The sequence below is a fragment of the Tistrella bauzanensis genome, from assembly GCF_014636235.1.
GTDB lineage: Bacteria > Pseudomonadota > Alphaproteobacteria > Tistrellales > Tistrellaceae > Tistrella > Tistrella bauzanensis.
This window is the reverse complement of sequence record NZ_BMDZ01000057.1, coordinates 15,957-35,873: the sequence shown is the minus strand read 5'-3', so window position 1 is coordinate 35,873 and position 19,917 is coordinate 15,957. Positions and strand designations below refer to the sequence as shown.

At 65.1% G+C, this 19,917-nt stretch carries 17 protein-coding genes; 4 read left to right on the top strand and 13 right to left on the bottom strand.

The window, feature by feature from the left end:
* Positions 1–83: 83 nt before the first annotated feature.
* Positions 84–1,181, top strand: a complete 1,098-nt coding sequence (locus IEW15_RS19460; RefSeq protein WP_188581031.1) for an autotransporter outer membrane beta-barrel domain-containing protein — start codon at positions 84–86, stop codon at positions 1,179–1,181.
* Positions 1,182–1,249: 68 nt separating this feature from the next.
* Here the strand turns inward: IEW15_RS19460 and IEW15_RS19455 are convergent, their stop codons facing one another.
* The 6 genes from IEW15_RS19455 to IEW15_RS19430 form a co-directional block, all read right to left on the bottom strand.
* On the bottom strand, positions 1,250–2,320 hold the full coding sequence (locus tag IEW15_RS19455) for an NUDIX hydrolase (protein WP_306432656.1): 1,071 nt from the start codon (positions 2,318–2,320) through the stop codon (positions 1,250–1,252).
* A gap of 17 nt (positions 2,321–2,337) precedes the next feature.
* Positions 2,338–3,210 carry a glucosaminidase domain-containing protein gene (locus tag IEW15_RS19450; protein ID WP_188581029.1) on the bottom strand — a complete coding sequence of 291 codons (873 nt, stop codon included), beginning with the start codon at positions 3,208–3,210 and terminating at the stop codon, positions 2,338–2,340.
* Between the two features lie 245 nt (positions 3,211–3,455).
* A complete protein-coding gene (locus tag IEW15_RS19445) occupies positions 3,456–3,914 on the bottom strand; it encodes a hypothetical protein (protein ID WP_188581026.1) in 459 nt (152 codons plus the stop codon).
* Between the two features lie 225 nt (positions 3,915–4,139).
* Positions 4,140–5,642 (bottom strand): sensor histidine kinase, encoded by a 1,503-nt coding sequence (locus tag IEW15_RS19440; protein WP_188581024.1) that lies wholly within the window; start codon positions 5,640–5,642, stop codon positions 4,140–4,142.
* A gap of 13 nt (positions 5,643–5,655) precedes the next feature.
* Positions 5,656–6,492: a response regulator transcription factor gene (locus tag IEW15_RS19435; RefSeq protein ID WP_188581022.1), complete on the bottom strand. Its 837-nt coding sequence runs from the start codon at positions 6,490–6,492 to the stop codon at positions 5,656–5,658.
* Positions 6,476–7,267: a hypothetical protein gene (locus IEW15_RS19430; protein WP_188581019.1), complete on the bottom strand. Its 792-nt coding sequence runs from the start codon at positions 7,265–7,267 to the stop codon at positions 6,476–6,478. The genes IEW15_RS19435 and IEW15_RS19430 overlap by 17 nt, the downstream gene beginning before the upstream one ends.
* 256 nt (positions 7,268–7,523) lie before the next feature.
* On the opposite strand from IEW15_RS19430, the gene IEW15_RS19425 reads away from it, so the two are divergent.
* Positions 7,524–8,030 (top strand): hypothetical protein, encoded by a 507-nt coding sequence (locus IEW15_RS19425; RefSeq protein WP_188581017.1) that lies wholly within the window; start codon positions 7,524–7,526, stop codon positions 8,028–8,030.
* A gap of 278 nt (positions 8,031–8,308) precedes the next feature.
* Positions 8,309–8,614, top strand: coding sequence for a hypothetical protein (locus IEW15_RS19420; protein ID WP_188581015.1), 306 nt, complete (start codon positions 8,309–8,311; stop codon positions 8,612–8,614).
* A gap of 37 nt (positions 8,615–8,651) precedes the next feature.
* Here IEW15_RS19420 and IEW15_RS19415 read toward each other — a convergent pair whose 3' ends face one another.
* Positions 8,652–9,551: a helix-turn-helix transcriptional regulator gene (locus tag IEW15_RS19415; protein WP_188581013.1), complete on the bottom strand. Its 900-nt coding sequence runs from the start codon at positions 9,549–9,551 to the stop codon at positions 8,652–8,654.
* A gap of 449 nt (positions 9,552–10,000) precedes the next feature.
* Here IEW15_RS19415 and IEW15_RS19410 point away from each other — a divergent pair, with 449 nt between their 5' ends.
* Complete coding sequence (locus IEW15_RS19410) at positions 10,001–11,533, top strand: long-chain-fatty-acid--CoA ligase (RefSeq protein WP_188581011.1); 1,533 nt, start codon at positions 10,001–10,003, stop codon at positions 11,531–11,533.
* A gap of 86 nt (positions 11,534–11,619) precedes the next feature.
* Here IEW15_RS19410 and IEW15_RS19405 read toward each other — a convergent pair whose 3' ends face one another.
* The 6 genes from IEW15_RS19405 to IEW15_RS19380 form a co-directional block, all read right to left on the bottom strand.
* A complete protein-coding gene (locus tag IEW15_RS19405; RefSeq protein WP_188581009.1) occupies positions 11,620–12,894 on the bottom strand; it encodes a TRAP transporter large permease in 1,275 nt (424 codons plus the stop codon).
* A gap of 10 nt (positions 12,895–12,904) precedes the next feature.
* Entirely contained in the window at positions 12,905–13,507 is a 603-nt protein-coding gene (locus IEW15_RS19400) for a TRAP transporter small permease subunit (RefSeq protein ID WP_188581007.1), read from the bottom strand.
* 1 nt (position 13,508) lies between these two features.
* A complete protein-coding gene (locus tag IEW15_RS19395) occupies positions 13,509–14,603 on the bottom strand; it encodes a TRAP transporter substrate-binding protein (protein ID WP_188581005.1) in 1,095 nt (364 codons plus the stop codon).
* A 27-nt stretch (positions 14,604–14,630) separates the two neighbouring features.
* On the bottom strand, positions 14,631–16,337 hold the full coding sequence (locus IEW15_RS19390) for a UGSC family (seleno)protein (RefSeq protein ID WP_188581004.1): 1,707 nt from the start codon (positions 16,335–16,337) through the stop codon (positions 14,631–14,633).
* A gap of 121 nt (positions 16,338–16,458) precedes the next feature.
* Entirely contained in the window at positions 16,459–17,259 is an 801-nt protein-coding gene (pdeM, locus tag IEW15_RS19385; RefSeq protein ID WP_188581037.1) for a ligase-associated DNA damage response endonuclease PdeM, read from the bottom strand.
* Positions 17,260–17,264: 5 nt separating this feature from the next.
* Complete coding sequence (locus tag IEW15_RS19380; protein ID WP_188581001.1) at positions 17,265–19,748, bottom strand: ligase-associated DNA damage response DEXH box helicase; 2,484 nt, start codon at positions 19,746–19,748, stop codon at positions 17,265–17,267.
* Positions 19,749–19,917: the final 169 nt, after the last annotated feature.

Here is a 19,917-nt window from a genome sequence, read left to right as displayed (position 1 = left end):
TGCCGCATCGTTCGCTCCCCCTTGCCGGGAAACAATGAATCATCACACCCGCTTCATGGCTAGCGGTAAATGGAGGTGCCCAGATGGCCTTTGCCATGGCGCGCGAGCACATGCGGCTGGTCTCGCAGCGCCTGACCGGGCTGTCCCATGGCGGCGAAGGGCTGGAACATTTCTGGGGCGGCGCCAATGGCATGATCACCGCCCTGACCGCACCGCTGGCGCAGATTGCCGCCGCCGATAGCGATGGCGGGGTGCGACTGGCGCAACTGGCCCAGTCGGCGGCCAATGTTTCGGACGACGGCGGCGCCACGGCCCAGGCCCGGAACATGGGTGGCATCGACGGGCTGCGCAGTTATATCACCGCGTCTTATACCGTGGGCGAAATCGACGGCACCCGCGCAAGCGGCGGGACGGTCGACTACGATGCGATCAACCTTGTCGGAGGCATCGATTATGAGGTGCTGCGCGATGAAGCCGGCTTCGACAGCCTGCTGCTGGGCGCCGGCATCGGCTATGGCAATTATGACGGCAAGATCGACAACACCGATACCCGCATCGACACCAGTGGCTATACGGCCATGCTGTACGGATCGGCGACCTTCGCCAGATCGGCCTATGCCGATATCACCCTGGCGCATAGCTGGCTGGATTACGACTATACGCGCGACGCCGGCGCCAACGATCTGACGGCTAAACCCGATGGTCGCGAATGGGGCGGCACCCTGCGCCTGGGCTATGACTTCCGGCCAAGGATCAGCCGGTTCTCGCCCACCCGCTGGGTCTTCGGCCCCTTCGTTCAGGGACAGTATCTGAAGGCGGAGATCGACGGCTTCACCGAACAGGGACCAGGCGGCATCACCTTCGCCGACCAGACGGCCAAATCAATCACCTCGCAACTGGGCATGCACGCCGCAGTGATGCGCAGCACCGACTGGGGCGCGCTGGTGTTCAGCGGCCGCATGGCCTGGGAGCATGAATACGAGGATGGCGCCGATCAGGTACGGCTGTCGAGCGGGACAGCCCGCATCGACAAGGTCGATCCAAACTATGCCCGTCTGGAAGTGGGTATGACCGCGCTGGTTGGCAGCGGTGTCGCGATCACCGCCGATTACGCGACGATCGCCGGCGACACGTATCGCCAGGAACATACCGGCCGGCTGCGGCTGCGGCTGGGCTTCTGACAGGCCGACCGCCCGGACACCGGCACGTCCGGGCGGTCATACAGGTGCCGCGGGATCGAGACCGCCCATCAGCCGCGCCTGCCGGGTAGTCTCAAACCCGCCCCACCGCGTTCCTGCATCACCTCGGCGCGGAAGCTGTACAATTCCGCCGGCCGACCGCCGGTTTCATGGGTCATCCGCCCGGTCGCCTCCACCAGCCCGGCCTGTGCCACCAACCGGCGGAAATTCTGCTTGTGCAGCCGCCGTCCCGCCAGGGCCTCCACCGCCGTCTGAAGCCCGGTCAGCGTAAAGGCCGGCGGCATCACTTCGAACACCAGCGGCCGATAGCCCAGCTTGCCGCGAATCCGTCCGATCGCCGTCGCCAGAATCCGGCGATGATCGAAGCGCATCGGCCGCCCCAGGGCCGGCACCAGGTCGCCATCGGCCGTCATCTCGCCACCGCCGGCCGCGGCGGCGGCGCTCAGGCTGCGATCGCGCTCGGCCTCTGCCACCAGCCCGGCTTCGTACAACAACTCATAGCGTTCAAGCACCAGGTCTTCATGCCAATGGGCATCGTCCTCGGGCCCGAATGCATGGTCGACACGGGCGCGACGCCGATCGCGTTCCGGGATCGCGGCGGCCGCGATCCAGACCGCGAGCCGAGGCCGGATCAGTTCAGCCACCACCGGTGCCGCACCGGCGCGGCGGTCTTCCCAGGGAAAGAAGTCATACCAGCAGCGCCAGGCGGCGGCGGTATCGGCCGGCGGCATCGCCTCGCGCACCAGCGCCAGATAGCCGATCGACACGATGCGCGGCCCCCCCTGCCATTCGCGCGGGTCGCGCCCCCGATCGGCAAAGGTGTAGAGCTGTTCGACATAGCCGAGCGGCAGCCGGGTCTGGGCCGTGACCCAGGCGCGCAGCCCGATATCGAGGGTGCGATGGGCATCCGGCCTGAACGGACCAGCCGGCAATGCATCGGGCCCGTCATCACGCACCACCAGGACCCGCGGCTCGTCGTCGGTGACCGCGACGATGGCGGCGCTGAGGCCGATCACCACCGGCCCGTCGGGCGCCTGATCGCTGACCGTGGTGGCTGTGCCAGGACGGCCGTGCACCACGCCGCGCGCCTGCCCGGCGCCCCTGCCGTCCTGCCCGATCATGCCGGCCTCCCCGCCGTTCAGCCCTGCGGCACCCAGGGCGCCAGCAGATCCATCCGATCATAGCCGGCAAAGCCGTTCTGTTCGATCACCACCGTGACCCGTTCGATGTAATCGCCGCCCAGTTCCGAATACCGTGTCAGATGCCGCAACAGCAGCCCGCCATTCATCGGCGCCCCCACCTTGCGCATCAGGCTGCGCTCGGCGCGGAATTCAGCATAGGCCGGATGACTGTTCAGGGTCCGTACATAGTCGATCACGGACTCGACGATCGTCTCATAAGGCTTGACCTCGAACACCGCGTTGTTCCAGGTCATCACACCGAACAAGGCATTTCCTTCGCGTGCGACCCGCGAGGTGCCCCACCCGGATTCCAGCGCCGCCTGCCCCAGGGCCAGCGAGGTTGGAATGGCATCGATGCGGTTCAGCAGGTCCGGCAGATCGGACGCCTTGCCACGATAGAAGCGGGCGACCTGTGCCAGCCATTGCTGGTCGCGCGGGCTTGGCGCGATGCCTGCGGCCTGATCACGCAGGATGGCCTGCAACCGGGCCCGTTCGCCCAGCACCGCATTGTTCACGGCCACGATCGCTGGCAGCACCACGCTGAGAAAGCGGGATTTACGGTCGTCGCCCATTGCGGCATCGATATCGCCCGGCAACCGGATCACCGGCAAGGGCCGACCCGACTGGGTCCGCTGCGGCGCCGCCGCATCGGCGACGACAGCCAGATTGTGTGAGAGCGGCATGCTGAGCACGGCCACATCGCCAAGCCCGTCATCGCCGCCCCATGGCATCGACACAAGCGGCGTGCGTGGCGGCAGATGGCGGATGACATCCGACGAGGCCATGGCAATACCGGCTGTCGAGACCATGGTCGCCAGAAGGCAAGCCATGACAAGGGCGCACCGGCGGGCCGCAAGCGCCGCCGGGGCCATCGTCACCGCCGGCAACAGCCATAGAGCGCCGGCCCGCCCGCCGGTGCGGGCGCAGTCCGGATGGCGGTCACAGCAACGGGTTGCGATCGGAGGTCGGCTCGATATGTCACGCATGATCCAACTGGATAGCCGAGCCGCTCAGCTTGGTCCAGCGGAAATCGCCGTCGGCTCGACGCATGGCAGACAGCTTGCTGCCGGCATTCTCAGCCGGTCGGGCCCCAGGGCGAAACCCCGAGCCGGCAGGCCACGACAAAATCACGCGCCCGCTCGACCCTGTCCACCACCGTGATCCGCAGATTGCGGCACAGGCGAACCCCATAGGATCCCAGCGGCCGGCCGGCCGTCATCAGGAACAGCGAGCCGTCCTCCAGCCGCCAGCGTGCCGTCTGCCCGGGGGGCGCTTCGTCGAGAACCTTGTTCACACAGCGCATGTCCTGTTCGCTCAGGCGGTCGGCGATATCGTCGGTGAAGATTCCCGGAAGCGCCGGCGTGATCACCGCAGGTACCGCACAGGCACCGGCGGGCACCTCCTGGGCGCGCGCATCCGGAACCTGCATCGTGGCGGCGGCGGCCAGTGCCACAGCGGCGGCCACGGGCACCGGCAACCGGCGCGGATGAGCGGAAAGCAAAGGTTCGGCAAGCAGGCAATCGGGGGCACGCATGGTCGGGGGCTGGTCCTCTTCTTCGTCCGCCGGGCCTCGGAGTGATATCCGGATCGGCGATGGGGCAAAACATGGCCCCACCGCTCACGGTTCCCACCATCATCACAGACATACAGGCAGAGCCCCATATCAACAGGGCTTTATCAGACAAGTCGCCCCAATATCGGGCGGGATGGCGCACAAGGCAACTTGATCGTGGCGCAATCGCGCATATGGCGCGGGTGTTCAGCGCGACAGCGGCAGCTCGACCGTCATCCGCAAGCCGCCGTCCTTGCGGTTCTCGGCGCGGATCCGGCCGCCCGCCGCCTCGACGTTCCGCCGCACGATCCACAGCCCGATGCCGAAATTGCCGGCGCCCGACATACGCTGGCCCTCGTCGCGGATCGACACATAGCGTTCGAAGATCCGTTCCAGGTCAGCTGGCTGCACACCCGGGCCGCGATCCTCGACCATCACCTGCGCCTGTCCACCGACAGCCGTCAACGAGACGGTCACCTCGGTGCCCGGCCTGGTGAAACTCAAGGCGTTGTCGAGCAGGTTCTGCATCACGGTCTCGATCATGTCGTCGCCGACCCGCACCATGACGTTGCGGTCGATGCGCCCGACCACCCGACGGTCGCCGATGGTGTGGGCATTTTCCTGGTACTCGTCGACAATGTCCTCGACCAGCGCCGACAGATTAAGCGCCTTGCGCGGTGGGTTCAGCAGATCGGCCACCGTTTCCTCGATCCGCCGGGCCGCATTGACCAGCACGTCCAGACGCTGCACCGACCGCTCGATCAGATCGACCGACCGGCGCGCCCGCAGATCGTCTTCGGGAATCAACCGCTTCAGCGGCTCGACGCTCTGCGCGATCACCGCGATCGGCGTCTTGAATGCATGGGCGTTTTCTTCAGCCGTGCGCCGCATGGTTTCCGCCGTGCCCCGCAGGTCGCGCACCATGTCATCGAAGGCGCCTGCGACATCGTTCAGCTCCGGCACCCGGTTCATGTCCGAGAACGAGCGTTCGGTGCTCGGATTCTTGCGGATACGCCGCGCGACACCGGCGAAGCCGCGGATATTGCGCCAGATACTGGTGAACAACCACAAGACCACCAGGGCCAGCGTCAGATAGACGGCACCCGCGAAGCGCACCTCGGGCATCTGCCAATAGGGTCGCGCCAGGCTCTGACCCACAATGCTGTCGGTCGCATGGGCGGTGATCACCACCCAGCAGCCCATCGGGGCATCGATCGGGGTCAGCGAGGTCAGCACCTCGACCTGGCCATTGGGGTTGGTGTATTCAACCGCCAGCGGCCGGCCACCACCACAGGTGTCGGCAAGCCGGTCGAGCACGCCGGTTTCGATCAGCTCGGCACGCTCTTCCTGAAGATAGTCGACCGGCACCGTCGGGACCGAGGCGATATAGAAGAAGGCGTCGGTCGCAGCACCGCCGGTCGGGCGCAGCAACAGCTTGATCGACACATCCGGCTGGGCCATCCGTTCGATCGTTCGACGGACCTGCGGCACGGCCGCGGCATCGAACTGGCTCAACAGCGGGACCAGTGCCTGGGCGACCAGATTGCCCTGGCGCTGGACGCTGTCGAGCAGCAGGGCGCGCTGCTGGCGGTCGGCTTCCTGAAACTGGTCATACAGGATCATCGGTACGCTGACGAACACGACCATCAGAATGCCCAGCTTCACGGCGAAGCTGTCGACAGTGCGCCGGAGCGCGCGCAGCAGGGTCATCGATCAGTCGCCGTCAGTCTTCATGTGCCGAGCGATCGGCCGAACGCGGCTGCTCGGCATCGAGCCACCGGTATCCGAAGCCCGGATAGTTCTCGATCTGGCCGAAATCGGTATCCAGGTCACGGAATTTCTGACGAATACGCTTGATGAAGGTCCGGACGTTGGAGCGATAACCCTCAGAACCGTCCCCAGCCATGAAGCCCGCGCCATGCACAAGATCATAGAGGTCGCGATAGCGGACATCGAGCCCGGCACGCTCCACCATGTGCAGCACCATGCGGAACTCGGTCACGGTCAGCGGGACTTCCTTGCCGCGCCAATAGGCACGGTGGGTCTCGATCTTCAGTTCGATCTCGCCATTGCGCAGGGTGTCGTCGCCGGCATCGGCCGCAGGGGCCCCCCCCTCAGCCTGGGCAGCGGCAGCCTCGCCACGACGTTTCTGTCCGCCCAGAATCAGTTCGATCCGCCGACGCAGAATCGAAAAGCTGCGCGACTTCTCGACGAAATCGACCGCACCACTGGTCAGCGCCGCCTCTTCATAGATCTGGTCCGACAGCACGGTCAGGAAGATCACCGGGATCTCGCATCCATCCGACCGCAGGCGCCGCAACACCTCGATGCCGTTCATCTCGGGCATCTTCCAGTCCAGAAGGATCAGGCCAGGTGCACCGCCATCCGACAGATAGGATAGGAATCCCGGGCCGCTTGGAAAGTCGGCAACCGCGAAACCGGCATCAACCAGATTCTGGGCAATCGACTCCCGGAACAGGTCATCGTCATCGACGATCGCGACATGAAGATCATCCGCGACGGTCGCCCCGGCCATGCCGTGTTCAGCTTCGTCCGCCATTCCGGTTCCTTGCTCTGATGTCGGCGAGGCACGCGCGCCGCGCCGTATCGGTGTTGTCCTTGCCCCGTACGGCCAGCGTCACGACACGCAGTTCCTGCGAGGTGATGTCCAGATAGAAAAACAGATCCGCCGCACAAGACCCCGTGCGGTACTGCCACACTGTGGCCGGCGGCTCTTCGGTCACGGCCACGGGGCCGCCCATCAGAGCGCGGACCCGCCCCGGTGACAATCCCTGAAGATCCTCAGGCCCGATATCCGGCATCACCGGGGCCAGGGCGATCTGGGGGTCGTCAGAGGCAGGTTGCGCGACCGGCGCCGACGCTCCAGATGCGCCCGACCCGCCTTCCGTGGCGCCAGCCTGCCCCACCGGCCGGGCCGGTGGTGGTGGTGCCTCGGGTTTGGCCGCCGGCACAAGAACGTCGCCGCCGCGCATGCCCGCGGCCGCCGCGATCACCGGATCGGGGCGGGCGGGCTCGACCATCGATTGCGCACGCGCAGGGCCCGGCCGCGACGAGGGTGTCGTGCAGCCCGACAATAGAATGGTGCTCGCGAGCAGTGCGGCCGCAGTGATGCGATGCCGTGCTCTACGCCCGACGGAAAATGCCGTCACCTCAGCCTCTCGATCCGGAACGCGGTTTCGCCCGACCGCCTTCGCCTGTTTTTTGTCCACCTCTTCCGCGATCGCCGCGGCGGGTGTGACGAGCATTCTAGCCGAAGCGACGGGCGATGGAATAGCCAAGGTTGCGTTGTCATGCGTTCTTGCGTTGCGTTGCACGCAATGCAATCGCCGCACCTGATGCAGAAACCCCTGTCCGCTGTTACTGACCGGCTGTGCAGCGAATACTGGCAGCCTCCAGACAACATGTCGCAACAAGTGTCCGTGACCCCGACACGCGCGGAATTGCCACAAGTTTGCCGCGTGCGACGCCATGGCGAATTTCGGATAGTCATGGCCGAACGGTATGGCGGCTTCAGAACGCTCTACCGTCGGGGGCCGACACAGGTGCCGGCCCCCGCTGAGGAGAAAACCGATGGCGACTTATCGCTCTCTGCTGCTGCCGGCCGCCACCGCCGCAGCTTTTGCCCTGATCGCGGCGCCCGCCTGGCATGCCGCGCCAGGGACAACGCAGGGCCGTCTGGTGGCAACAGCCGCGGCTGCAGCGATTGAGCCGGCCCGCAAGGCCGACATCGTCATCGACGACGCTATGGCCCGCAACGATCCTGCGCTGATGCGCCTTGTCGGCGAACTGCGCGGGCAGCACACTCTTTCCCATCCCGATACCTCGCCTGCCCCAACCGGCATCCCGTCCGATCCAGTTGATGCTTCTGATTCCGGCGTGCCCGTCGGGACACCGTCCGTTGCCGATACCTCGTCGCTCAATGCCTCGACCACCGGCGCGCCGGCGGTCGACCGGAAGCAGATCGACCGTGAACCGGATCAGGCTGCGGACGAACAGGGTCTGGGTGAAAGCCTGCTTTCGGCCATCGACAATCTGTTCCGTGGTCGTGACGTGACAGATGAGACAACGGCGAACTGACCAATTCGTTCCAGGGATGACGGCGAATTTTTCGACCGACACCGATTTGGAACATCACCAGACATCCGTCCGGGGTGAAGCCCGTTCCGGTGGCGGGGGCCATACCGGAAGCGCGGACGGATGCGGCCCCCGCACTCCACGGACCAAGCCAGTGCTGACCGATCCAAAACTTGCGGGTGGACCTGCGTTGCCGGAAACGGCCCCGCAGGTCCACCCGGACTTTTTCGGCCGGCCGCCGGCCTCCGGGGTACCCGCCCCTCTTGCCGGAGATCAGTGCCATGTCGCAGTTGCCCGCGTCCATCCGGCACACCGACGGTCTGACGCCCGCCGGGCGCCGGCTGCCGGCACCACAGCGCTCCCAGCCGCGAACCCGCCTGCGGCTGATGGCCCGGCCCGCACCGGGCGACGGCCCGGCACGTGTCCTGCTGTCGGTATCCTGGACCAGCACCCGCCGTCACTGGACATTGTCGGCGGGTCTGGCATTGCGCCGCGGCCCCGGTGCCCGCGCGCACAGCGCACGCCCGTTTCCCGCGCCGATGATCTGGTTGTTCATGCGACTGCGCGGCCGGCCACGGCCGGTCTGACGGTCTCGCCGCAGATCGCCCTTTATGGCAGGCCAATTTATGAGCTGCCCGCCTGGTTGCCTGGTCCCGGCAGGTCATGCAGACGCGGCCAGATGTCCGGCGGCACCATACTGCGGCGACTGGTCAGAAGCGTCAGGTGGTCTTTCCGGTAGGTGCCCGGGGTGATCCCCGTCATCTTCTTGAAGACGCGGGTCAGATGCGATTGATCTGCAAACCCGGTCTGGGCGGCGACTTCAGCGATCGGGGCCCCACGCGACAGCAGTTCCAGGCTCTTCTGGAACTGACGCTGACGATGCCAGGCATGAGGAGAGATGCCGAGGATGTCGGTAAAACAGCGGACCAGCAGAAACTTGTCTATCCGCGCGACCTTCGCCAGTTCATCAAGCGTCACGTTCCGATCCAGATTGTCCGCGAGGTAATCCTTGCTAATCTCGACCGCGCGCTTCTCTGTACGGCGATGCTGCGGAAAGTCGGAGATATGCGTATGGGCTTGAAGAAAATGTTCGACGAGGCGGAACAGCGCGGTCTCCTGATGCAGCGCGCTTTCGCCGGTGAAGCTCCTGAAGAGACGCTTGAACAGGTGCGAGAGCACCTCATCCACCATAACCGACTGGCAGGCAAAGCGGCCGCCTTCGGGGTGCACGCTTTCCAGCACATCCACCGGAACAGTGATCGAGTGGAACATCCATCCATCACTGCCCTCGGGCTCGGCTCCATGAACGCCGTGCGGCGGGATGGCGACAATCGAACCGGCACCGGCATGGTGGAAGGCGCCCTTGTAGTGCACCTTCTGGATACCGTCGCCCAAAAATGACAACATCAGGCCATCATGGCTGTGGCGCGGGAGCGTGTGGTCGCGATAACGACCCGCGACGATCTCAAGCCCGCCAAGGTAGTGTAGCTTCAACCCGCGTGGCAGTGCATCGATGTCCAGCATCAGAAAAAGCTAGGGCGCCGCACCCTTGCAGGTCAAGTGCCGGGCTTTCGTTTCGTATGATCACCAGAAGATTTTCCAATCCTGTTCAATTTATTTCTACAATAAGGCGTATGTCCACCGGAGATATTTCGTCCCGTGGGCACAACGACTATGCAGTCCCGGCCCCTATTCCTCCCTTGAGCGGTACGCAGGGAGAGGCAGGCGACTCATTGCGACACGCGCGCGGTTTGATGCGGTGATCGAACATCAGAGGCGTCGACAGGACAGCCGTGGGAATGCCCAAGGACTTGTCCAAGCCTGTTCAAGACTTTGATTGCAGCCGGATTCAATCTTGCAAGATCAATCGCGCTCTGTGGAGACGGTCGATCGGAGCCGCGATCGCCGAACGGCGCGGTGGACGGGTCAGGACCAGATCCTCATCACAGGGCGCGCCATTTGAAAGGGAGATCATGTATCTGACACAATCCTTGCATCGCGACATGCAGACACGTCCAGATGACATTGCAACAATAACCGGCGACCGCCGTCGTACTGTCCGTGAATTGCATGACCGTGTCTCGCGTCTTGCCGGCGCGCTGCAAAATCTCGGCATCTCCAAAGATGATCGCGTGGCCTATCTCGGGCGCAACTCCGACTATTTCCACGAGTTCTACCTGGGAACCTTCTGGGCCGATGCCGTGGTAAATCCTGTGAACACCCGATGGTCCGCCAAGGAGATCGCCTATTCTCTGGACGATTCCAGCACGCGGGTGATCATGGCGGATGAGACGATACGTCCGCATCTCGACGAGATACGCGCGCTTTACCCGCATGTGCAGACCCTGATCTGGACCGGGTCGGGACCGGCGCCCGCCGGTGCGATCCTTTACGAGGATGTCCTTGACGGTGCGACACCGGTCGCCGATGCGCGGCGGGGCGGCGAGAGCCTGGCAGGGCTGTTCTACACAGGCGGTACGACCGGCTTTCCCAAGGGGGTGATGCTGAGCCATGCCAACCTTTTCGTGGGCGCGCTCGGCTCTTGTATCGGGCGCTTCGTGACGCCTGGCGCCATCTTCCTGCACGCGGCCCCCATGTTCCACCTGGCCGATTTCGGAGCGTGGGCGATCACGACGCTGACTGGCGGCGTCCACGTTTCCGCCCCGAGTTTCGAGCCGGAGCAGGTATTCGAGGCGATCCGGCGGCACAGCGTCACCCACACGCTGCTGGTCCCGGCGATGCTGCAGATGCTGGTCGATTCACCACTGCGGCCGCATGCCGATGTGCGGTCGCTCCGGCAGATCAGCTATGGCGGCTCCACCATAACCCAAGCTGTGCTGGAGCGCGCTCAAGACGCGTGGCCGCATGTGGCGTTCGTGCAGGCATACGGCCAGACGGAGCTGTCACCCGTCACGGCCCTGCTGGGACCGCAGGACCATGTCGCTCCCGCACCGAAGGCGCGGCTCCGCTCGGCCGGGGTGGCGGCGCCGCACAGCGAGATCCGCATCGTCGATCCTGCCACTGGCGCGACGCTGCCGGCGAATGAGGTGGGTGAAATCGTGTCGCGCGGCGGACACGTCATGCTTGGCTACTGGAACAAGCCAGAAGAGACGGCGAAAGCCATCCGCCACGGCTGGTTGCATAGCGGCGATCTCGGTTATCTGGACGAGGACGGCTATCTCTTTGTCGTGGATCGCCTGAAGGACATGGTCATCTCCGGTGGAGAGAACGTGTTCTCGGCCGAAGTCGAAAACGCGCTTGCCAGACACCAGGCCGTCGCGGCTTGCGCGGTGATTGGCCTGCGCGACGATAAATGGGGCGAGCGGGTCCACGCGGTGGTGGTATTGAAGGCCGGAGAGACTGTGACAGAAAGCGAATTGCGCGACCATGCCCGCCAGTTCGTTGCCGGCTACAAGGTGCCGCGCAGCATGGAGTTTGTTGATGCTCTGCCGCTGACCTCCACCGGAAAGGTGCAGAAGAACATCTTGCGCGAGCGCTATCAGTAGCGTGCTGGAAGGCGGTCATAGGCGGTCACGTCAATCTGACGAGCGTGCTGGATCGGCACGCTCGTCAGATGATCACAAGGGCCGCCTCAGGCCAGCGACGGAAGGTAAAGCGCGATCTGCGGAAAAAGGATCAGCACACCGATCAGGGCGATCATGACAAGCACGAAGGGCAGCGCGCCGATCGCCACATCCAGAACCGTGCCCTTCGAGCGCAACCCCTGAACAACGAACAGGTTCATCCCGACCGGGGGCGTGATCAAGGCGCATTCAAGCAGGATCACGAAGACGACGCCGAACCAGATCGGGTCGAACCCGGCGGAGACGACGATGGGCGCGATGATCGGCAATGTCATCACGGTGATCGAAATGCTCTCCATGAACAGGCCGAGAACCAGGTAGAAAAGCACGATGAAGCCCATGAGCGTGACCGGGTTGACGTCGAGCTGCTCGATCAGGCCGTTTATCTCCCGCGCGAGACCGACGGCGTTCATCGTCCAGTTCAGGAAGAACGACGCGATCACGATCAGCATGATCATGGAGGTCGTGACCATCGTCCCCTCGAACACCCGGCCCAGCATCCTGGCGGACACGCGCCCTCGGGCGAGCGCGATCAAGAACGCCGCCAGCACGCCGAAGGCCGCAGACTCCGTGGCTGTCGCCACGCCGGAATAGATCGTGCCGACAATAATGGCGAAGATCAGGATCGGCGGCAGAAGGTCGGGCACGCAACGTATAAGCTCGCCAAGCGAATGTGCGCCACCATTGTCTTCCTTTGATCTGAAGATCAGGCTGGACAACACAGTCAGCACCATGAACAGCGCCACGAGCAGGGCTGCGGGCACAAGCGCCGCTGCATAGAGCTTTGGGATAGAGGTGTTCGTCAGGGCGCCGTACAAGATCAGTGCCAACGAAGGCGGGATCAGGATTCCCAACGTCCCACCGGCTGCCAGCGTGCCCAGAAACGTCTTCTCGTGATACTGGTGCTTCTCCATCTGCGGCAGTGCGACGATTCCGATGGTCGCGGCTGTTGCGGTACTGGACCCGGATGTCGCCGCAAAAAGCGCGGACGCACCAATATTGGCATGCATCACGCCACCAGGCAGCCAGTGCAGCCATTTGCGGATCGCCTCGTACATCCGGCCGGCCACGCCGGATTCCAGCAGGATCTGCCCCAGCATGACGTATAGCGGAACGCTGACCAGCAGGAACGATGTCGAGGTCGACCAGGTCAGGTTGCCAAGGGCGCGAACCACCGGCAGCGGTGACTGCCCGGATATCGCCAGGGCGCAAAGCAGGATCACCGCGGCAACCGGCAGGCCGGCGACCAGAAGCCCGGCCAGGATAGACAGGAAGATTGTCATCTCGTTGCCCTTACGTGCGGATTTGCCGGATGTTTGATGCCGCCCTCAGCGCATCGGTCACTTCGTCATCCATCGACTTGATGCCGATCAGGACACGCAGCGCATCCAGTCGCCCGCCAAGCAGTGCCCGCAGACCAAGCAACAGAACCAACAGCGACACGGCTGAAAAGAAGACCAGGCCCGCCAGCCATGCCGCCTGGAAATACCACAAGTGCAGGCCGACCGAGAAAGGCACGCGACTGCCGCGCCGGAACGTGCCCTCGAAGGTTCCATAGGCATAATAGGTCAGCATGAACGCCATCACGACGACCGACGCGGCGGCCGCGATGTCAAGAACCGCGCGGGCGCGCCGTGGAAAACGCGCGTAGGCGATGTCGACCCGAATGTTCGCCCGCTGGACATGTGCATAGGCGAAGGACCAGGCCGTCGAAATGGCCAGCATGTATCCGGTGAGATCGAACGTGCCCTTGACCGGTCGGTCGAAGAGAAACCGGCCAAGGACGTCACCGCATATGAGGAAGGCGGTCAGAAAAACGATGCTTCCGGCCGCCCGTGCTGCCCAGGCCGACGATACGGTCGCGAACCGTTCCATTGGCTTGCGGGGTCCGCTCATGTCAGCCTCCGTGCACCAGGGGCCCGACGATCCCGCGCCAGCTTGCCTCGCATTCCGCACCGCACAATTCAAACCAGACCGGCAGAACCTTGGTCTTCACGGCCTCGCGGAAGGCGGGCATGTCGGCCTCGTCGAAGGCGACGACAGTCATGTCGTCCAGCACTCCCAGGGTGCAGGGTTGTTTGCCGGCGGCGCAGGACAGCGCCTCAATGTTCTCGCGCCTGGCAAGTTCCCACTGCTGATCTTCCAGCTTGGCGAATTCGGCTGCCAGGAAGGTCTGGAGTTCGGGCGACAGGGCATTCCACCTGTCGAGGTTCATCGCCGTGAACCAGTTGGATGGGCCGATCGGCAGTTGGTAGAGCGTGTCGGACACCTCACCCCATTTCGAGACATTGCCGGACAGGGCGCCGGTCGTCGCACAGTCGAGCGTGCCGCGCTCCAGCGCAGGCACGACTTCCGCATAGGCCAGCGTGATGGGATTGGCGCCGAGCCCTTCATAGAGCGCGCTCAGCATCGTGCCGTAGGAGCGGATGTTCTTTCCCTTCAGATCCGCCAGTGAGGTCACCTCGCCACGGCAGAACACCATGATGTTGGAGATCCCCCAGACACCGAGAAGCTTGGCGTTGTATTGTTCGGCCAGTGTCTTGTCGAGGACGGGGCGATAGGCGTCGACCCCCGCCCGCAACTCGTCCAGGGTGGAGAAGAGACCGGGCAGGTCTACGCCGGATGCCGCCGGAACCTCGTTGCCGAAATAGGCAAAGGCGCTGGTTCCAATATCGGTGGCGCATGACTCGATCAGCCGCATGACATCCGTGCCGCCGATATTCAGCGCGTCAAGCGGGGTGACGTTGGCGGAGACGGCACCTTCCGAGTCCTCGACGATCACCGTCTCGTAGAACGGCTTTTCACCCAGTAAATACTGGTTCATCGTCGACACGCCGGCGACGACATTCAACTCCATGCGGTCCAGGTCTTTGGCGATCGACATGGACGGCAGTCCGATCAGGACTGCTGCGACGCAGATTTTCAGAAATTTTGACCCCATGACTTTTCCCCCGTGATTGGCAGGCTGCAGATCGATCTTCTTGTTCTTCACAGCTCTTCGTTGGACATCTCGCGGTGGTCAGGCCATCCTGATCTCCTGACTGGTCAGGAAGCCGTGGACGCCATTGCTCCCGAAAACCATGCCGTTGGAACGGAAAGGATCGCCGGAGACGGCGATCAGGATGTCCTCGGGCCGGGTCACCACCGGCACCAGGCGATGCGGATCGTCGGACAAGGCGAAGATGTCGGCAGCCAGTCCCGCTTCATGCAACTGGAGCAGGGTGCGACGGCCCGGCACCATGTTGGAGAATTTGCCGATATAGGACTCGAACCTGGACGCCGGGATCCTGGCCAGCCGGAACAGTCGCTCCCGCAGGTCTTCCGGGTCGCTGCCAGCCTTGGCGAGGGTCTTTGCCACCATCGGGCTGATCGCCACCAGCGGACGACAGGTGCCGGGCGCGAGGCCGGCGGTGAAAACCAGTTCCCAGCCGCTTTGCCGGACGAGGCCGTCTGCGAGATATCGGGCAATGTCTTCTGGATCCCGGCCATAGATCGACCCCACGGTGACGTCGCCCGTGTAACGTGCGATGGTCACCAGGTTGGTCCCCTTCGGATAGCCGAGGCGATGGCCATAGGTCGTCCAGCCGAGTGTCTCCAATTCGCCTTCCTGTTCGGCAAGGACGATGCGCGCACTCCGCCCGAAGGTGCTCTTATCCGCGCCGCCTGGGCGCAAGCCGGCAACATTGCGCATGAACAGCCGCAGGAACCGGCCGACCGTGGAGTTCGCCTGCGCGCCGTCTCGCATCGCGCCATTGCCGGTGTTGAAACCAAGTTGCGTGATCACCGGACCGTTCAGCACGATCAGCGGGTCGCCGCCGGTGGTATCGCCGCTGTGTTCTATCCCGTAGGCCGGGTTGACCATGACTTCCGCGATCGCGATCAGGACCGGCATGTAGCGCGGTTCGCAACCGGCCATGACGCCGTTGACGGCCACGTTCCATGCCGTGACGCTTGCACCAGAGGGCTGCAGGCCCCCGATCAGACGATCCGGCGCATCCGGGGTATGGCGCAGGAATGCTTCCACGGCCGCGATGGTCGGTGGCACGATCGGCAATCCGTCGGACCAGCCTTCGTCGAGGTAGCGCCGGTTGATCTCGGCGAAATCCCCGGTCGCCACGATCTTGCGTGCGGTGTAGGACGACGCACCCTGTGCACTTGTGTCGACCGGTGCCTCGGTCAGGCACCGCACCACCGCATCGCGGGTGTGAGACAGGATCATCTCCCGCAACTCGGCATCGCTCTGACTTTCGACGTAGCCGGGCATCTCCACGACGGGAAGCCAGGCACATCCCAGCCCCGGCGATACGGCGCGGGCCTGACCGGCGAATCCCTCGCAGACCAGAGACGCCGTCGGCACGCCGGCCTTCTCGGCGATCGCGCTTGCGCGGATCACGGCCGGAGTGCAGGCGCCACAGCAACCGACGCCGGAAATGACCACATCGACCTTGTGCTCTGCCAGTTTCGCCGGAAGCTCGCTCAGAACCCGATGATCGTCGGCGCCCAGCGTATTGCCAAACAGGCCATAGTTCAGAAATTCGGCATCGGGATAGGCCTCGCCAAGTGCTTCTTCCAGGATTGCGAATATCTCGTCGCCCCGGAACAGGTAATCCCAGACGAAGGCGATTCGCAGCCCGTTCAATTCTGCCGGTCGGCTGGCGGGAGAGAACACCTCGACTGCAGGCTGGCCAGCGGGCCAGACTGTTTCAAACTGTTGGGTGCCGGTCATGCGTGGCTCCTGAATTGATGCTCACATGACTCTGCGCCGAGGGCCCCACCCGTTTATTGAATGATCTTGGAAAAAAATAGCGCTCCCAACGCTTTGACCTGCCCCTCGGCGCGGTTTCCGCTCAATGACGGTTCGTCTGGCGCTGCACATCCGGGTCCAGGCGTGTCGATGGCAGGCGGTGCACGCCGTCGGTGCCCAGCATCCAGACGTCGAACCCGCCCCGGAACAACGGCCGGATCGCCGGATCCAGCACGTTCAGCCCGCCGGTATAGGCACCGAAGGCCGGCAGGATCAGGCGCGCGCGCCCCTTGCCGTCACGCGCAAGGCCCACCGACCCCGGGCCGTCTCCGCCCGATACCACATCGGCAGTCCCCGCGGCGAAACATCGCCTCGACAGGCGCCGCCCGCGCACCCGGATGATGGCCTTGGGATGGAAATGGCCACTGATCTCCAGCCGCTCGCCCGGCTCCGCGGCGCCCGATGCCTCGTGGCGCAGGGCCACGCCCTGTTCGATCACCGACCGGGCAACCCCACCGCCAAGCACCCCTGCGGCACTCTCATCATGGTTGCCGGTGATCCACAGCCAGTCGTGGGCGGCGATCAATGCCTGCAACCGCCGCCGGTCGTCGGCCGGCAGACGCAGCGGCCCGCCGCGATCGTGGAAACTGTCGCCCAGGCAGATGATCCGCCGCGGCCGGTGGCGTGCCACGGCCGCTTCCAGGTTGATCAGCGTCTGGCGGCTGTCAAAGGGGGGCAGCAGCACGCCCCGTCCGGCAAAGGCCGATCCCTTTTCCAGATGCAGATCGGCGACCAGCAGCGCCGCCGCCGCCGGCCAGACCAGCGCGCCGGAGTGATCCGCCAGAAAATCATGACCGCCAAGCCGGACTGTGGCGCTGGCATGGGGGGCGATGGGGGGCATCATACCGGTCACGATGTCAGGTCCGTCGCCTCGTGGATCAGGGCGGCCGCTTCGCCCAGCAGGTCGTCATCGGCGCGGCCGGGCACGCTTTCGCGGCCCACCTCCAGCAACAGCGGCACGGCCAGCGGCGATACCCTTGGCAGGGACCGGTGCTGGATGCGCCCCTGAATGTCGGACAGCATGTCGTTCAGCCGCGCCAGATCGGTCAAGCCACCGGCGGCGTCGGCCCATGTCGCCTTCAGCAGCACGTGGTCGGGCTGGTGGCGGCGCAGCACGTCATAGATCAGATCGGCACTGAATGTCACCTGCCGTCCGGTTTTCTCCTGGCCCGGATAGCGCTGTTCTATCAGCCCGGCGATGACTGCGACCGTGCGGAAGGTCCGGCGCAGCATGCTGCTTTCGGCCATCCACGCCTCCAGATCCTCGCCCATCATGTCCTGGCCGAACAGCTCGTCGATACGCGTCGCTTCGTCCAGGCTCCAGACCGCGATCGCATAGTCATTGGCAACGAAGCCCATCGGCCGCTGGCCGAAGCGCTCCATCCGCCGTGTCAGCAGCATGCCCAGGGTCTGGTGAGCGTTGCGGCCGGCAAAACCATAGGCGATCAGAAACCAGCGTTCACCACGGGGAAAGGTCTCGACCAGCAGGCCGTCGGGGCCGGGCATCACCGAGCGGAGATCCTGCATCGCCAGCCAGTCCGCGACCGCCACCGGCAGCAGGGCGCGGTGTGCCGGATCGGCAAGCATCGCCCGCACCCGCCGGGCCAGGGACGCCGAGATCGGGAACCGGCCGCCGCCATAGGACGGCACCTTCGGGTCGCCGCCTCGGCCGCGACTGACGATCACGTCGGTCTCGCGCAGCGCCTCATAGACCAGCAGTTCGCCGGCGAAGATGAAGCTGTCTCCCGGCGCCAGCCCCTGGACGAACCATTCCTCGATCCGCCCCAGAACCCGGCCGCCATAGCCCTTGCCGCCCGCCTTGGTCAGCCGGACATTCAGCATCGGCAGTTCCACGATCGTGCCGACATTCATCCGGTACTGCCGCGCCGCGACCGGACCCGACACCCGCCACAGCCCGGCCTCGTCCTGTTCGATCCGCCGGAACCGCTCATAGGCCCTGAGGGCATAGCCGCCGGTCGCGACGAAATCGAGCACGGCATCGAAATCGGCGCGGGCAAGACCCGCATAGGGTGCCGCGCCGCGCACCTCGTCATACAGGTCTGCGGCATCGAACGGCGCCGTGCAGGCGCGGCCCAGAATATGCTGGGCCAGAACATCGAGCGCGCCGCTGCGCGGCGGCTCTCCATCCAGCTCGCCATCGGCCACCGCTTCAAGGGCCGCAAGACATTCCAGCACCTCGAACCGGTTGGCCGGCACCAGGATCGCTTTCGACGTCAGATCCAGCCGGTGATTGGCCCGGCCGATACGCTGCACCAGCCGCGACACGCCCTTGGGCGCGCCGATCTGCATCACCAGATCCACCGCCGCCCAGTCGATGCCCAGATCCAGCGACGAGGTCGCGACCACAGCGCGCAGCCGGCCGGCGGCCATCGCCGCCTCCACCTTGCGGCGCTGCTCCGCCGCCAGGCTGCCATGATGCAGGGCGATGGCCAGCCCGTCATCGTTCAGCCGCCACAATTCCTGGAACACAAGCTCCGCCTGCGCGCGGGTGTTCACGAACACCAGCGTCGTGCCATGGCCGCGGATCGCCTCATACACACCGGCCATGGCATGGCGGGCCAGATGCCCCGCCCAGGGCACGCGCTCATCTTCAGGGATGAGCATCGTCACGTCGGCGCGGGCGGCCTCCTGTCCGCGCACCACCACCGCCCGCCCGTCCACCCAGCGGCGCACGGCCTCTTCATCCGCCACCGTCGCCGACAGACCCACCACGCGAAGCCCCGGCGACAGCGCTTTCAGTCGCGCCAGACCCAGGGCCAGCAGATCGCCGCGCTTGGTGCCCGAAATCGCATGGACCTCGTCGACGATCACCGTCGCCAACCGCCCGAAGATCCGGGGCGCGTCGGCATAGGACAGCATCAGCGCCAGCGATTCCGGCGTGGTCAACAGCAGTTCCGGTGGCGCCTTGCGCTGTCGTTCGCGCGTGCGCTGATCGGTGTCGCCGGTGCGGATACCCACGCTCAGCGCCAGCCCCATCCCGGCGATCGGTTGCTCCAGATTGCGGGCGATGTCGGCGGCCAGCGCCTTCAACGGCGAGATATACAGCGTGTCAAGCCGGCCGCCGCCCTCGCCTGATGCCGCACGGACCAGCGCCGGAAGAAAGCCCGCAAGCGTCTTGCCGGCCCCGGTGGGCGCGATCAGCAGCACTGGCAGCCCGGCTTCGGCCGCGGCCAGCATGCGCAGCTGATGCGGATGCGGCAGCCAGCCGCGCGCGGCGAACCACGCCCCCACCCGATCGGGCAGGGGCGCCGGCGTCGGCAGGTCGGCATCCGGTTGCAGGGGCACCGGCAGACGGGGTTCGCGGATGGTCATGGCCGGATAGTATGGCGCGACCGGGACGGAAGGCGAGCCCCTGGGCTGGATCGGCGGTCAGATGATCCCAGATTCCCGGACGGAGCCGGATATCCTGACGTCTGTCCCGTCGCCTGTGTCGTCATCGCCGAAAGCCCCCGCCCATGGCCCTTCCCCCGCCATCACCCGA